The 14,857-nt window shown below is 68.9% G+C and carries 9 protein-coding genes and 1 pseudogene; 7 read left to right on the top strand and 3 right to left on the bottom strand.

Annotation, left to right across the window (positions count from 1 at the left end):
• Positions 1-28: 28 nt before the first annotated feature.
• The gene (locus RBR11_RS10055) at positions 29-5,401 is read right to left on the bottom strand and encodes a DUF4082 domain-containing protein (RefSeq protein WP_308489193.1); all 5,373 of its coding nucleotides are present in this window, start codon (positions 5,399-5,401) and stop codon (positions 29-31) included.
• Between the two features lie 236 nt (positions 5,402-5,637).
• Here RBR11_RS10055 and RBR11_RS10050 point away from each other — a divergent pair, with 236 nt between their 5' ends.
• The 7 genes and pseudogenes from RBR11_RS10050 (at position 5,638) to RBR11_RS18365 (ending at position 11,281) form a co-directional block, all read left to right on the top strand.
• Positions 5,638-6,948, top strand: a complete 1,311-nt coding sequence (locus RBR11_RS10050) for a UDP-glucose dehydrogenase family protein (protein ID WP_308489192.1) — start codon at positions 5,638-5,640, stop codon at positions 6,946-6,948.
• A 46-nt stretch (positions 6,949-6,994) separates the two neighbouring features.
• Complete coding sequence (locus RBR11_RS10045) at positions 6,995-7,597, top strand: acyltransferase (RefSeq protein ID WP_308489191.1); 603 nt, start codon at positions 6,995-6,997, stop codon at positions 7,595-7,597.
• A 198-nt stretch (positions 7,598-7,795) separates the two neighbouring features.
• Positions 7,796-8,242, top strand: a complete 447-nt coding sequence (rplM, locus tag RBR11_RS10040) for a 50S ribosomal protein L13 (protein WP_045249783.1) — start codon at positions 7,796-7,798, stop codon at positions 8,240-8,242.
• Between the two features lie 27 nt (positions 8,243-8,269).
• Complete coding sequence (rpsI, locus tag RBR11_RS10035; RefSeq protein WP_308489190.1) at positions 8,270-8,755, top strand: 30S ribosomal protein S9; 486 nt, start codon at positions 8,270-8,272, stop codon at positions 8,753-8,755.
• A gap of 16 nt (positions 8,756-8,771) precedes the next feature.
• A complete protein-coding gene (gene glmM, locus RBR11_RS10030; protein ID WP_308489189.1) occupies positions 8,772-10,127 on the top strand; it encodes a phosphoglucosamine mutase in 1,356 nt (451 codons plus the stop codon).
• A 63-nt stretch (positions 10,128-10,190) separates the two neighbouring features.
• Positions 10,191-10,457, top strand: coding sequence for a hypothetical protein (locus RBR11_RS10025; protein WP_308489188.1), 267 nt, complete (start codon positions 10,191-10,193; stop codon positions 10,455-10,457).
• Between the two features lie 255 nt (positions 10,458-10,712).
• A pseudogene (locus tag RBR11_RS18365) lies at positions 10,713-11,281 on the top strand (sugar transferase).
• Positions 11,282-11,329: 48 nt separating this feature from the next.
• On the opposite strand, the gene RBR11_RS10010 reads toward RBR11_RS18365, so the two are convergent.
• The gene (locus tag RBR11_RS10010; protein ID WP_308489187.1) at positions 11,330-13,132 is read right to left on the bottom strand and encodes a DUF4012 domain-containing protein; all 1,803 of its coding nucleotides are present in this window, start codon (positions 13,130-13,132) and stop codon (positions 11,330-11,332) included.
• A gap of 567 nt (positions 13,133-13,699) precedes the next feature.
• The gene (locus RBR11_RS10005; RefSeq protein WP_308489186.1) at positions 13,700-14,839 is read right to left on the bottom strand and encodes an oligosaccharide flippase family protein; all 1,140 of its coding nucleotides are present in this window, start codon (positions 14,837-14,839) and stop codon (positions 13,700-13,702) included.
• Between the last annotated feature and the right edge of the window lie 18 nt (positions 14,840-14,857).

Raw genomic sequence — 14,857 nt, 5'->3', positions numbered from 1 at the left:
CGTGCCGCCCTCCCCGACGGCACGACGCCTACGAAGCAGGTGTGAAGGTCACATCCACCCAGTAGTTGTTCGTGGACAGATTCGTGGGGAAGTTCGTAGAGCCGATCCATGCGCTGCCGAGCGCGGGCACGGAGAAGTGCCCGTACGTCGTGGCGATGGCCAGCGTGCCGAGATCGACGGCATAGCGCCCAGTGGTGCTGTACAGGCCGACGCGGTACTCCGTGCCGGCCTGCAGCGTGACCGGGGTCGAGAGGGCGGCCGTCTGCCAGCCGCTCGCGGTCTCCCCCGTGAACGCGATCTGCGCGAGCTGCTGCCCCGTGCCGCTCCACAGATATCCGGTGTGCACGCCGGTGTTGGCGCTGCCCTTGTAGAACCGGATGCCGGTGACCTTGCCCGCGACGTCGACCGTGAAGCGCGTCGCGACCTGCACCGTCGAGGTGTCGTTCCACCACGGGTTCGCCGGCAGCCCGTTGCCGAAGATCGTCAGCACGGGCGGCGCAGCGGCGGTCGTGAACGACCAGGTCCCCCCCGTCACCTGCGCCCCGGACACGGTGACCGCGGCCTGGTACGTCGTCGTCCAGGCCAGGGGCGCCGCCGGGGTGAAGGTGACGGTCTTCTTCGTCACGTCGTACACGGACGATCCGGTGACCGCGCCCGACGGCCCGCTCAGCGCCAGCGTCGCCGCACCGGGATCCGTGCCGAAGGTCGCCGTGACCGTCGTGGTCGGTGCGACCGCCGTGGCCGAGGGCTGCGGCGTCTGCGCGGTCACCGTGTACGTGGCGGGGCTCGGCGACGGGCTCGGGCTCGGTGAGGGGCTCGGGCTCGGTGAGGGGCTCGGGCTGGGCGACGGAGACGGGCTCGGGCTCGGGCTGGGCGACGGGCTCGGCGACGGACTCGGAGAAGGCGACGGCGACGGGCTCGGCGACGGCGACGCGGCCTGCGTCCCGCCGAACACGATCTCGGCGTCGACGAAGTACGCGGTCGCGTTGTACGAGTTCGTCGGGAAGCCTCCGCCCGTGCCGTAGCGGTACAGGCCGTTCTGCGTGGCGATGCCGGTGATGTGCCCGTTCGTCTGCGCCGTGTTGAAATAGCCCGACTGCGAGGCGTAGTGCCCGGTCGGCGCGTAGTACGACACCACGTAGGTGGTGCCCGGCGACACGGAGACCGGCGTCGAGAGCGCGGCGCGTTCCCAGCCGTCCGCGGTCTCGTCGGCGAACGTCACCTGCGCGAGGAGGCTTCCGCTCGCGGTCCACAGCGATCCGACGTGCACCCCGTTGTTCGCGGCTCCGCGGTAGTAGCGGATCGCGGTGACCTGCCCGGGTGCGGAGACGGTGAACGCCGTGCCCACTTCGATCGCAGAGCTGTCCGACGTGGACGGCACTGTCGGGAGCGCCTGCCCGAACAGGGTCTCGGCCACACCGCTGGTCGTGGCGACGAACTCCACGTCGACGAAGTAGTTCGACGAGTTCCCGGACACCGTGGTGGGACGCCCCGAGGTGCCGTACAGGTAGGTGCCGTTCCCGGGCGACACGGCGGTCAGCGGGCCGCTCGTGACCGGCGACGAGAAGCCTCCGGGCTGATACGTGTAGTTCCCCTGCGGAGCGAGGTACGACACCGTGTAGGTCGTCCCGGGCCCGACGGACACGGGGTTGCTCAGCACCGCGCGCTGCCAGCCGCTGCCGGTCTCCGCGGTGAACGTCACCGAGGCCAGGGGCGTCGATCCGGCCCCCCACAGCCATCCGGTGTGCGTGCCGACGTTCGTGCCGGCCTTGTAGAACCGCAGCGCGCGGATCTGCCCGGGCTGCGACGTCGTGAACGACATGCCGAGGATCACGGATGCGCTGTCATTGGTCGCGGTGGTGGTGCCGGTCGGCAGTGCGCCGAACATCGTCACCGTCGTCGCGCCGGAGGTCCCGACCGTCTGGAACGACCAGGTGCCCCCCTGACCGGCGGCGCCGTTGCCGCCGGTCACGTTCGAGACGGCGACCACGATCGGGGCGTCGGAGGGCAGGGCGGACGTCGGCGTGAAGGTCACCGTCTTGCCGTCGCTCGAGATCGCCGTGGTGCCGGCGATCGCCGCGCCGTTGCTGCTCACCGCGACCGTGACGGACGCCACGGCGGCGTCGAACGCGGCGCTGATCGTCGACGAGGTCGCGACGTTGACGGCGCCGTCCTGCGGAGTGGTGCCGATCAGGTTCGGGCCGACCGCCTGTCGGGCGAAGACGACGTCGACCGAGTAGTCGGTGGTCGAGGTCTGGTTCGGGAACCCGCCCGAGTACGTGAACACCGCACCGTTCGCAGGCACCGTGAGCGGCCCGCGGGTGTACGCGGCCGAGAAGCGGCCGGCCGTGACCGAGTATCCGCCCGACGGTGCCGTGTACGACACGACGTAGGTGGTCCCCGCGGTGATCGCGACCGGAGTCGACAGCGTGCCGGTCTGCCAGCCCTGTGTGGACTCCCCGGAGAACGTCACCGTGGCCAGCGCCGTGCCGGTGGCGCTCCACAGCGTGCCGGTGTGCGTGCCGGTGTTGCCGGCGCCCTTGTAGAAGCGCAGCGCCGTGATCGTGCCCGCCGCCGAGCTGGAGAACTTCACGCCGAGCGTGACGGAGGCGGTGTCGGCCGCCGTCGCCTGACCGGGCGTGCTCAGATCCGTGAACAGCGAGCAGGGGCACGTGCCGTCCGGCAGCGTGGCTGCGGCGGTCGCGAACGTCCAGCTGCCGGTGCCCGGGGCGAGGCCGACGCCGTTCGCGTCGGTGGCGGCCACCGTCACGGTGTACGTGGTCGATGCAGCGAGCGCCGCGGACGGCGTGAACGTCGCCTTGTTCGACGTCGCGTCGTAGGTCGTGGTGCCCGCGACGCTCGCGCCCGTACCGTCCTTCAGCGTGACCGACAGGCTCGAAGCGAGCACCGAACGGGAGAAGGTGATCGTGACCGGAGCCGTGGGCGGGTTGCTGGAGGATCCCTGCAGCGGCGACGCGGAGAGGATCCGCAGCGGCGAGCTGTCGACCGTGTCGAACATCACGTCGACGTAGTAGTTCGTCTCGTACCAGGTCGAGGTCGGCATGGCGCCGACGGAGCCGAAGACTCCGGGGGCCGCCGCGCCCACGCCCGAGGCGACGGACACGGGCGTGCTCGCGGTCGCATGGTACGGCCAGTACAGCGCGTCGGCGGAGTAGCCGCCCTTCGGCGCCGTGTACGACACGGTGTACTTCTGCCCGGCGATCACCGACACCGGGGAGGCGAACGACGCGCTCTGCCAGCCGGTCGCCGTCTCACCCGTGAACGTGACCGACGCGAGCTTCTGCCCCGACGCGTTCCAGAGCGAGCCGACGTGGGTCCCGGTGTTGGCCGAGCCCTTGTAGAACCGCACGCCGTTGACGACGCCGTCGCTGGTCGGGGTGAACTGCAGGCCGAGCTCCACGGCACCGGTGTCGTTGGCGCTGGGCGTGCTCGGCACCGCGTTGCCGAAGGCGCTGTACGGCGCCTTGACCGTGATCGACACCGCCGTGCCCGCCGCGGAGAAGTTGCCGCTGTCGTCGATCGCGCGGGCGATGATCTTCGCGGCCCCCGCGCCCTGCTGGTAGTAGCTGTAGGTCCACGACGTCGTGCCCGTGGCGGGGTGCCAGGTGGTCCCGCCGTCGGTCGACACCTCGACGCCGGCCACGACGCCACCCACGTCGGAGGCCGTTCCGGTCACGGTGACCTTGGTGCCGCCGGAGATCGTCGTCCCCGCGGTCGGGCTCGTGATGGAGGTGGTCGGCGGGGTCGTGTCGGTGCTGGCGGTCGCGGCGACGAGCCCGCTCATCAGCGTCGACGGCTGTGCGCCCATGTCGGCGAGCAGGTTGACCTCCGCCTGCTGCATGCGCACGTCCGCGGGTGCCCCGGCGCCGTCGTGGGTCTGGTCGAGCCCCCATCCCCACTGGATGCTGCCGGCGCTGAAGACGAGCGCGCCGCTGGCCGCACGGTACAGGGTCAGATGGTGGGTCGTGGTGCCCGCCACCACGGTGTTGCCGTAGTCGGTGAGGTACTGCGGCGTGGACCCGATCGTCGTGGAGAGATCCACGAGGCCGGCCGGCCGGAACCCGTTGTCGACGTCCTCGTCCGACTCGTACCCCACGGTGTGCGCCGCCAGGGCCTGCGAGGCGCCCGCCGCGAGCGAGGTGAGGCTCGTGTTCCGCCAGAGCCGCGTCTTGCCCTGGGCCTGGGTCACGGTGATCGCCAGATCCGTGTTGTTGCTCATGTACATGGTGCCGGTGAGGCCGTTCTCCGGCAGTGTGCCGCCGTTCGCGGCGGTCGCGAATCGTGGATCCCGCCAGGTGCCCGTCCAGGTGGGAGACGGGTCGATCTTCGCGTTCGACCAGGTCTCCTTGTACGACACGAGGGTGCGGTAGGCCGTGTTGGATCCGTCCACCGACGCCTCGTAGCGGGTGTGCCAGTACATCTCGTTGCCCGAGAGGAACTGCAGGTTCACGCCGGCGTCACGGGCCGCCTGCACGTTGGCGCGCTGCCCGCCCGACCAGTACTCGTCGTGCCCGACGGAGAGGAACACCTTGTGGTTCAGCAGCTCGGAGCCGCGGCGGTCGGAGTCGACCCCCGCCAGGTAGCTCACGTCGTAGCCGTTGCGCTCCAGGAACCGCACCGTGGCGAACTCGCTGGAGAAGTAGAAGTCGCGTCCGCCCTGCCAGCCGCGCGTCGCGATCGGACGGTTGTAGCTGATCTTGTAGGCGCGTCCGTTCGCGGCACCCTGGTAGAAGTCGGATCCGCCGTACGTGTTGTAGGCCTGCCAGGTGGGATCCGAGGTCTGGAACACGATGTCGGAGTGGTTGCCGTCGTTGCGGACGATGAAGATGATGTGGCTCTGCCCGCCGGTGTCCGTCCGGGTCAGCAGGGCGATGTAGACGCCGGAGACGGCCGTGGACGGCACGTTCCAGGACGCGGAGACGCCCCAGGTCCCGCAGTCGTACAGCTCGGTGGTCACGTCGGAGATGCACTGCGGCTGGTTCTGCGGCAGCGAGGCCGTGACCGGGACCGATTGGATGTACCGTGCGCCGAGCCCCTGGTACCACCCGGTGCGGTAGATGTCGACGGTGTACGCCTTCGCGTTCGTGTCGACCTTGAAGTCGATCCGGCTGCCCGCGTTCACGCTGATGTCGGTGGCGAAGCCCTGGATGCTCGGGTCGCCGGCGCCGCTGATGTCCCACACGCTGGGATCGGTGCCGGGCTTCGAGTTCTCGCACACGATCGGATTGATCGTGGCTCCGCAGGAACTGCCCGCCGCCGTCGCGGCCGGTGCGTCCATGCCGATGAGCGCGCTGGCGACCACCGCCAGCGTTGCGATGAGTGCGAAGGCGCGCGAGCCGCGCCGGCGCGTACGGATACGCGCGTCCCCAGTTGTGTCCATCTCCCCAGTTCCCAGTCCCGAGAGTCGTCCGCCCCCACAGCGAACGATGATCTCCCAGTGAGGACGCACCCGATCCGATGAACAGATGAACCGGGATATCAGGCCCTCGCGGTGCAGTCTAGCGCCAGCGGGCGGTTTGCGACAGACTCATCTTCCGGAGAACCTGCGGCCCTTTCGAAATCCGCATCGCCGCGGGCGCGAGAGCGGGATCCGGCAGGTCGTCGGGGAGGGGGCGCATGAGGATCTCTGTCATCGGATGCGGCTATCTGGGGGCCGTGCACGCCGCCGCCATGGCGTCGATCGGGCACGAGGTGATCGGCATCGACGTCGACGTCCGCAAGATCGAGGCGCTGGCGCAGGGGCGCGCACCGATCTTCGAGCCGGGGCTGCCCGAGCTGCTCGTGGACACGGTCGGCTCCGGAGCCCTGCGCTTCTCGACGGACATCGCCGACGCGGCCCGCTGCGACGTGCACTTCGTGACGGTGGGCACTCCGCAGCTTCCGGGGGCCCACGGCGCCGACCTGCGGTTCGTGCAGGCGGCGTTCGCGTCGCTGCGTCCGCACTTGCGCGACGGCGTCGTCGTCGCCGGCAAGTCCACGGTTCCGGTGGGCACCGCCGCCGATCTCGCCGGGGCCGTGCGCGAGACCGGATCCACCCTGGTGTGGAACCCGGAGTTCCTCCGCGAGGGCTGGGCGGTGCAGGACACCGTCGCGCCGGACCGGATCGTGGTCGGGGTTCCGCCGGGCGCCGCCGGCGAGGGCGCCGCCGACGTGCTGCGCGGCGTCTACCACACGGCACTGGCCGCGGGCACCCCCTACATCGTCACGGACTATGCGACGGCCGAGCTCGTCAAGGTGTCCGCGAACGCGTTCCTCGCCACGAAGATCTCCTTCATCAACGCGATGGCGGAGATCGCCGAGGCGACAGGCGCCGACGTGACCCAGCTGGCGGACGCGCTCGGGCACGACACCCGCATCGGGCGCCGCTTCCTGGGGGCGGGGATCGGGTTCGGCGGGGGCTGCCTGCCGAAGGACATCCGGGCGTTCGCCGCCCGCGCCGAGGAGCTCGGGCTGCGCGACTCGGTCGCGTTCCTGCGCGAGGTCGACGCGATCAACCTGCGCCGCCGGGAGCGCGCGGTCCAGCTGGTGCTCGAGGAGACCGGCGGATCCGTCGTCGGCCGCCGGGTGGCGGTGCTCGGGGCCGCGTTCAAGCCCCACAGCGACGACGTGCGCGACTCCCCCGCGCTGGACGTCGCCGTGCGCCTGCACGGCCTCGGGGCCCGCGTGATCGTGACGGATCCGCAGGCGGTCCCGAACGCCCGCGCCTTGCACCCGCAGCTCGCCTACACGACCGACCGCGACGAGGCGCTGCGCGACGCCGACGTCGTGGTCGTCGTGACCGAGTGGGACGAGTACCGCCGGCAGATGTCACCCGAGGACGTCGCCGCGCTCACCGGCGGACGCATCATCGTCGACGGACGCAACTGCCTCGACGCCGCCCGGTGGCGGGCCGCGGGATGGCGCTATCGCGGGCTGGGGCGACCGTGACCGGCGTCGGGATCCTCGTCCTCGCACGTCTGCAGGGAGACCGGTCATGACCATCGACGACTCCGCCCTCATCGCCACCACCGCCGACGTCGACGCGCGTGCGAGCATCGGCCCCGGCACGCGGATCTGGCACCTCGCGCAGGTCAGGGAGCTGGCCCGGATCGGCGCCGACTGCAACGTCGGCCGCGGGGCGTACATCGGCCCCGGCGTCGTGATCGGCGACAACTGCAAGCTGCAGAACCACGCACTGGTCTATGAGCCGGCGCGGCTCGGCGACGGTGTCTTCATCGGGCCCGCCGCGGTGCTCACCAACGACGAGTTCCCGCGCGCGGTGAATCTCGACGGCTCGCTGAAGTCCGGTGAGGACTGGCACGCGGTCGGGGTGGTCATCGGCGACGGCGCGTCGATCGGCGCGCGCGCGGTGTGCGTCGCGCCCGTGACGATCGGCGCCTGGGCGCTCGTCGCCGCAGGCGCCGTCGTCACCAAGGACGTGCCCGCGCACGGGCTCATGGTCGGCGTCCCCGCACGGCGGATCGGCTGGGTCGGCCGGGCAGGGCGCCCGCTCGCGCAGGACGGCGAGGAGTGGGTGTGCCCCGTCAGCGGCGAGCGCTATCGCGAGGCGGACGGCGGGCTCACCATCGTCGGCTGAGCGCGCAGCCGGTGCCAGGCCGTGGAATTTGGGCCGGGGCCGCCCATGCCGTAAGCTATCGGATTGGTGTGCGATCACTGCTGGTCGCACACGCGAACGTGAGCCCTCCACTGGCGTGTTCCTCTCCCCTCGGGAGGAGAACCACCCCGGAGTGGGATTCACGAACCTCTCCGTTCGAATCAAGAAAGCAGCACTATCGTGACGCGCACTTACACCCCGAAGGCCGGGCAGGTCCAGCGTGACTGGGTCGTCATCGACGCCACCGACGTCGTTCTCGGTCGCCTCGCCTCGCACGCCGCAGCGCTCCTGCGCGGCAAGCACAAGGCCACCTTCGCCAACCACATCGACTCGGGTGACTTCGTCATCATCGTGAACGCCGACAAGGTCGCGCTCACCGGTCAGAAGCTCCAGAAGAAGATCGCCTACCGCCACTCGGGCCACCCGGGCGGGCTCAAGGCCGTCGCCTACTCCGAGCTGCTCGAGAAGAACCCGGTCCGCGCCGTCGAGAAGGCGATCCGCGGCATGCTCCCGAAGAACAGCCTGGGCCGTCAGCAGCTGGCGAAGCTCAAGGTCTACACCGGCTCCGAGCACCCGCACGCCGCTCAGCAGCCGAAGACGTACACCCTCGACCAGGTCGCCCAGTAAGCGCCGTTTACGAATAAGGACATACTCGTGGCTGACATCCAGGACACCACCGACTTCCCGCAGAACTTCTCCACCTCGACCCCTGAGGCCGAGGCCGAGACCGCTGCACCCCGCCCCGTGCTCAGCGTCCCCGGCGCTGCCGTGGGCCGTCGCAAGCAGGCCATCGCCCGCGTGCGCCTCGTCCCCGGCGCCGGCACCATCACGGTGAACGGCCGCTCGATCGAGGACTACTTCCCGAACAAGCTGCACCAGCAGCTGATCAACGACCCGTTCACGGTGCTGAACCTCGCCGGCGCGTACGACGTGATCGCGCGCATCTCCGGCGGCGGCCCCTCGGGCCAGGCCGGCGCGCTGCGTCTCGGCATCGCCCGTGCGCTGAACGAGATCGACGCCGAGAACAACCGGCCGACCCTGAAGAAGGCCGGCTTCCTCTCGCGCGACGCCCGTGTGAAGGAGCGCAAGAAGGCTGGTCTCAAGAAGGCCCGCAAGGCTCCGCAGTACTCGAAGCGCTAAACCCTACAGTCCCTCTATGGCTCTGTTCGGTACGGACGGGGTGAGGGGGCTGGCCAACGGCCCCCTCACCGCCGATATCGCGCTCACCCTGGCCCAGGCGACTGCTGTCGTCCTGGGCCAGGGCCGTATTGCCGAGGCCCGCAAGGCCGCAGGCAAGCGGCTCACCGCCGTGGTCGCCCGCGACCCGCGGATCTCCGGGCACTTCCTCAGCGCCGCCGTCGAGGCGGGCCTCGCCTCCTCCGGCGTGGACGTGCTCGACGCCGGCACCCTGCCGACCCCGGCCGCGGCGTTCCTCATCGCCGACATCGACGCCGACTTCGGCGTGATGATCTCGGCGTCGCACAACCCCGCGCCCGACAACGGCATCAAGATCTTCGCCCGCGGAGGCGTGAAGCTCCCCGACGTCGTCGAGGAGCGCATCGAAGAGGCGATGGACGGCGAGAAGCTGCGCCCGACCGGCGCGGACGTCGGCCGGGTGAGCCGGTTCTCCGACGCCGAGGACCGCTACGTCATCCACCTGCTCGCCTCGCTGCCGCACCGTCTCGACGGGATCCACGTCGTGCTCGACTGCGCGCACGGCGCCGCCAGCGGCGCATCCCCCGAGGCGTTCCGCAACGCGGGCGCGAAGGTCACCGTCATCGGTGCGGATCCGGACGGGATCAACATCAACGACGGCGTGGGCTCCACCCACCTCGACAAGCTCGCGGCGGAGGTCGTGCGCGTGGGCGCCGACGTCGGCATCGCGCACGACGGCGACGCGGACCGCTGCCTCGCGGTCGACGCGGACGGCAGGGTCGTCGACGGCGACCAGATCATGGCGATCCTCGCGATCGCGATGAAGGCCCGCGGGCGCCTCGCCGACGACACGCTCGTCGCCACGGTGATGAGCAACCTCGGCCTGCACGTCGCGATGCGCGAGCACGGCATCACCGTGCGGCAGACCGCGGTCGGCGACCGGTACGTGCTCGAGGACATGAACGCGGGTGGCTACTCGCTGGGCGGGGAGCAGTCCGGCCACGTGATCATGAGCGACTACGCCACCACCGGCGACGGCGTGCTCACCGGCCTGCACCTCGTGGCCGAGATGGCACGCCAGAAGAAGTCCCTCGCCGAGCTCGCCTCGGTGATGACGGTGTACCCGCAGAAGCTCGTCAACGTGAAGAACGTCGACCGCACCCGGGTGGACGACCACCAGGTGCAGATCGCCGTGCGCGCCGTCGAGGCCCAGCTCGGGGACACCGGGCGCGTGCTGCTGCGCGCCTCCGGCACCGAGCAGCTCGTGCGCGTGATGGTCGAGGCGGCGGACGAGGCGTCGGCCCACGACTACGCCCACCAGCTCGCCGAGGTCGTGCGGGAGCACCTCGCCCTGTGAGACCGCGTCTCCGACGGCGCGCTCACCGAGGGCGCGCCATCGGGGAGCGGCACTCTCGGCCCGGTGACGCCGGGTCGACTGCGCCGCGCGCTGCCCTGGTTCCTCGGATACGCGATCGCGCTCGTGCGGATCGCCTTCTGGTCCGAGTATGTCGACAAGGGCGCCGGGGTCCTCCTCACCCGTCTCACCGAGCTGGTCCCGATCCTCACCTGCGACCGCATCGAGTTCGGCTCCAACATCTTCCTGTTCGTGCCGCTGGGAAGCCTGCTCACGATGCTTATCCCCCGGCTTCCTCGAGCCATGGTGGAGGTGTCATACCCGGTCGGGTGAGGCTCTGGGGGTCTGTCCAGCTGACACGACTCGTCGGTGTATTCGGCCGCGAGAATGCAGTCGGCGATCGATGACGGTCGAGGCTGTGGGGCGAGATCGAGCTGCTCGTGGTACCGGCCCTGACCGGCGTCGCGGGCCCGCGCCTGCACTCAAGTCCTGCCCCCGCCCCCCATCCAGGTCGACTACCCGGCCTTCGAGGGTGCGAAGTACGTCGCCACGCGCACCTTCGACGTCATCGCGTCCACGATCGCGCTCGTGCTGCTGAGCCCGGTCTTCGCGATCCGCGCGCTGCACGTGCGGCAGAACGGCGGCAGCGCCCTGTTCCGACAGCCGCGCATGGGGGCCGACGGACGGTCGTTCGGGATGCTGAAGTTCCGCACGATGGTGGTCAACGCCGAGGATCAGCTGCCGGGTCTGCTCGACCGCACCGACGGCAACGGGGTGCTCCTCAAGATGAGGAACGGCCCCCGGATCACCCGGTCGGCCGTCTGCTGCGCCGGCACAGCCTGGACGAACTCCCCCAACTGTTCAACGTGCAGAGGCGCAGCATGTCGCTGCTCGCACTGCGTCCCCCTCTCATCACGGACGCGGAGCGCTACCACTATCGGAAGCAGCAGCGTCGCTTCCGCGTGCGCCCGGGCATCAGCGGGCTGTGGCAGGTCAACGTCCGCTCGGATCTTTCCTCGGACGACAGCGTGCGGCTCGACCTGTTCTACGTCGAGAACTGGTCCCTCACCGGAGATCTCATCATCCTCTGGCGCACGCTGCGGTCGTCTTCACCGGCGCCGGCGCGTACTGAGCATCCTCCCCCTCGGGGCCGTTGAGCGAGCACCGAGCGCAGCGAGGAGCGAGACGAAACGCGCCTCCCCACCCTACTTGCAGGCCGGCTCGATCTTGATCGGCGTCGCACGCGACATCGGAGTCGTCCAGACGGCAAGCGGCCCTTCCGTCTTCGCCGTCTTGAACGAGAAGTCGATCGTGTGCACGTCGTTCAGATGGCTGAACACCTCGAGCTTCACGGCAGGGCGCCCCAGGTGCTCGCCCTGGCTCCGCGGAGAGACGGGTTTCCCGTCGAGCGTCAGGCTCGCGAGCTGGCTGCCGACCGGGCCGTAAACGACGATGTAACTGCTGATGTCCTCTGCGGCGAAGTAGGGCCCCGTAATGTATGGAGGCAGTCGGCTTGCCTCGTTCTGAGTGAGCGTCGAAGTCAAAACAGACTGTCCCTTGACCGCCCCATCTGCCCGGCAGACGTTGATGCCCATGTTGAGGTAGTAGCTCTTCTTCGATCCGGTGTTGTCGTTCACGTAGACGCCGACGACTGTCTGGTCGGTGTTCCCGGTCGGCATCATCCCACTCATGCGGGAACTGTCGACGAGCTTTGTCTGATTCGGATCGTCGCTCTGGTACAACAGTCGCCCCTCCGCGGCTGCGCGGAACAGTGCTTGGATGAGCTTGACCGGGGACATGTCGCCAGAGGTCACCTTGGTGAAGATCGAGTCCGCCGCCGACGCGAAGAATCGATCCTGATCCTTGAACTCGGGGTAGCGGAAGTAGACCTCGTTGAGCAGAAGGGGTACGGCGTTCTGCGAGGTGAGCTGGTCGCCGGTCGCCAGCGTGACGGGGCCGGTTGCGTCGAGGATGTATGACAAAGCGACCGGGTCGATCGACAGCACGCCCTGGAACCTCGTGTGAATATCGCTGGCCCACCACCCGTGCAGGATCTGCACTGCCGTGGGGAAGTTCGGCACCATCGTGAAGTCCGCCGAAAAGCGCCCGATCTTGTCGCCATAGATGTTGACGGCCTGGGGGTCGAGGGACGCCACCGGCTTGGAGCGGGGCATGCCTTTGAAATCCGTGCTGCTTACTACGGTGCCGCGGACGATCTTGCCATTCTCGACATGCACGGGAAGGAACTGGGCCGCGTTGCCACCGAGACTGCGCGCCTCGGAGTTCCCCTGGAACATGAGGACGTAGTCCTTGGCACCGTTCGCGCCCAACGCGTCCGGCAAGACGCTCAGAACCTCCCGCGCCGTCGACATCGTCGGGCCGACCTTTTTCAGCGCGGTCTCCAGCTTTGCAACCCCATCTGCGACAGGTCCGACCAATGCGGATCGGTCGACCTTCTTGAGTCCGGCCAATGCCTTCTCGATGCCGGAGTCGCCTGCAGCGAAGGTCTTCGAGAGGTTCGTGATCGCGGCGACATTGATGCCTCCATCAACGAACGCGAAGTCGCTCAACTTGACACTCGCGGCAGGCTTCACGACGTCAGTCACAAGTCCATCGGTCACTTGCGCAACAATGCGGACAGCCACCAGGTTCTGGCCGACCATCGGGAGCTTCTCGCAGAAGCTCCACTGCCAGTCCCTAGTCACACTAACCGCGGCGGCGGCCTGCTGCGACGCCGCGTCCGCGCCCTTCGCCCCCGCATCGAGATCCCCGACGAGGATCGCCTTCTGCACCAGTTGCACATCCGTCATCGCCGCCGTGAGGTGCGTACGCGCCGACATCGCGTTGTCATAGACGTGCTTGCCGATGATCGCGGCCACGATCCCGGTCCCGATGAGGATGATTAGCACGCCTCCCGTGATCCATTTCCAGGTCCCGCCTCGGGGTGCAGAATCGTTCGAATCCGACCGCGCACGGTTTCCGCGACGCGTGACAGGCGTTGTGATCATGGGAACATTCAACCAGCCTGCGCAATGACGCCGGACTCGCAATCCGGGTCACCCAGTAGCACCGACCCGTCCACTGTGGATCGCAGATCTGCTCTCGTCATTGGGAGCCACATCGGACAACGTACTAGCCCAGCGACTTGATGCCCCGGCCCATCGGATCAGCTGAAATCCGATCGCCTTGGTCCACGTGGGCACCGTAGCGCGATCATTGCGCGGTACGTCGGCCCGCGGCACCCAGACGACCCGCCAGATCAGACGCGGCTTCCGACGCCACGGCGTCCTCCGAAGTTCGAACCACCAACCGATCGCGGAGACGCACCCTCGGAGTGGAACGTTCGTTTGCCACGCCTGCATCTCCGGCGTGGGATCGGGGACGTCAATCGTCACCATGCCGACGGACGGAAGGATCGCGTTCATAGCCCAGGCGGCTCCGCCGGCCTCGATCACCGCCATGAACGCGCGGCGCGACTGTGACGCCTTCGCGCATCCCGAGGACCACTCTCGTCGCCGTCGAAGACTCGTTATCCTCCTCGGCCCGAGCCGCCATGTTCCCGTCCCCTGCCCGCATCAAAACGGCCTCCCGAGCAGGACTGCCAGCAGCGCCTTGAAATCGCTCGGCCGTAGAGCCAGATCAAGCCAGCGCGACCGGAGGCCGATGAGCAGCACGGATGTCGAGAGGAGGTAACCGATGCTCGACGCGATCGCGGCGCCAGTTGCGCCGAGCAGCGGTCCAAGGACGAAGAGGAGAACGATCGAGACGACCAGTCCTCCCGCCTGAGCGAAGCTGATCAGCCAGCCGCGACCGTGAATCGACAGCAGAGCGACGCACCCCTGGCTCGTCGCCAGAAAGACCGCTCCTCCCAAGCCGATGAGCGTGGGGACGACGGCATCAGAGAACTCAGTGCCGAAGACCAGTTCGATACCCCAGGGCGCCGCTATCGCGAGGGGGACCGCAGCGAGCAGACCCACCAGCGCCAGCAGGCGGACGAGTCTGACTCCGTCAGTGGCACCGTCTCTGTGATCGCGCGCACTCTGGCGGAAGGCCGCCGCCGAGACCACCTGCGCCACGAAGTCGGGCAGCAGAGCGATGGTGACCGAAATGGCGTAGTTGCCCGCCGCGTAGGCACCGATCACGGGGAGTACCAGGATCTGGTCCAGTCGGTACGAGGCAGCCTCGGCGATCTGGCCGGGCGCGAACCTCCCACCTAGGCGCAGGAGTCGCAGAACAGGTGTTTTGGTGCCGGTGAGCCTCGCTCGCACGAATGTGCTGGACAACGCGAGGGTCACTACATAACTGAACACCTGAGCCCACAGACTAGACGCGACCGAGAGGGCGCCTGTGGCCCACAGCGCCGTTACAGCCCCGGCGAAGCTCACACTGGGAGCAGCCAATGTGAGCGCGTACTGGACGGTTTCGCCCCGTCCGATGAGCACACTGGAGTCGCCGATCCAGAGGATTCCGGTAAGCACGCAGACAGGGAGCGCAATCGCGAACGAAAGCACCACGCTGGAACTGAGCTGAGACTGCAGAAAGGGGAACGCGACCAGGACACCGCAGCCGGTCACTGTCGCCGAAAGAACGGCGAGGAGCCGCACGCTGCGCACGTGCTGGGAGATCGCGACCTCGTCGCCCGCCGCGGCGACCCGGAGGACGGTCGGGGATCCGAAGCTGAGCAAGACGGGAAGCAGCAGAATCGCAGAGATCATGGAGCCCGACTCGCCTCG

The organism is Microbacterium capsulatum, assembly GCF_030865425.1.
Taxonomy (GTDB): domain Bacteria; phylum Actinomycetota; class Actinomycetes; order Actinomycetales; family Microbacteriaceae; genus Microbacterium; species Microbacterium capsulatum.
This window is presented reverse-complemented; position numbering and strand designations above follow the sequence as displayed.

Excerpts from the sequence above, each read along its gene's own strand:
- RBR11_RS10005 (WP_308489186.1), bottom strand. The coding sequence starts at position 14,839 with ATGATCTCTGCGATTCTGCTGCTTCCCGTCTTGCTCAGCTTCGGATCC.
- RBR11_RS10055 (WP_308489193.1), bottom strand. The coding sequence starts at position 5,401 with ATGGACACAACTGGGGACGCGCGTATCCGTACGCGCCGGCGCGGCTCG.
- RBR11_RS10010 (WP_308489187.1), bottom strand. The coding sequence starts at position 13,132 with ATGATCACAACGCCTGTCACGCGTCGCGGAAACCGTGCGCGGTCGGAT.
- glmM (WP_308489189.1), top strand. The coding sequence starts at position 8,772 with ATGGCTCTGTTCGGTACGGACGGGGTGAGGGGGCTGGCCAACGGCCCC.
- RBR11_RS10045 (WP_308489191.1), top strand. The coding sequence starts at position 6,995 with ATGACCATCGACGACTCCGCCCTCATCGCCACCACCGCCGACGTCGAC.
- RBR11_RS10050 (WP_308489192.1), top strand. The coding sequence starts at position 5,638 with ATGAGGATCTCTGTCATCGGATGCGGCTATCTGGGGGCCGTGCACGCC.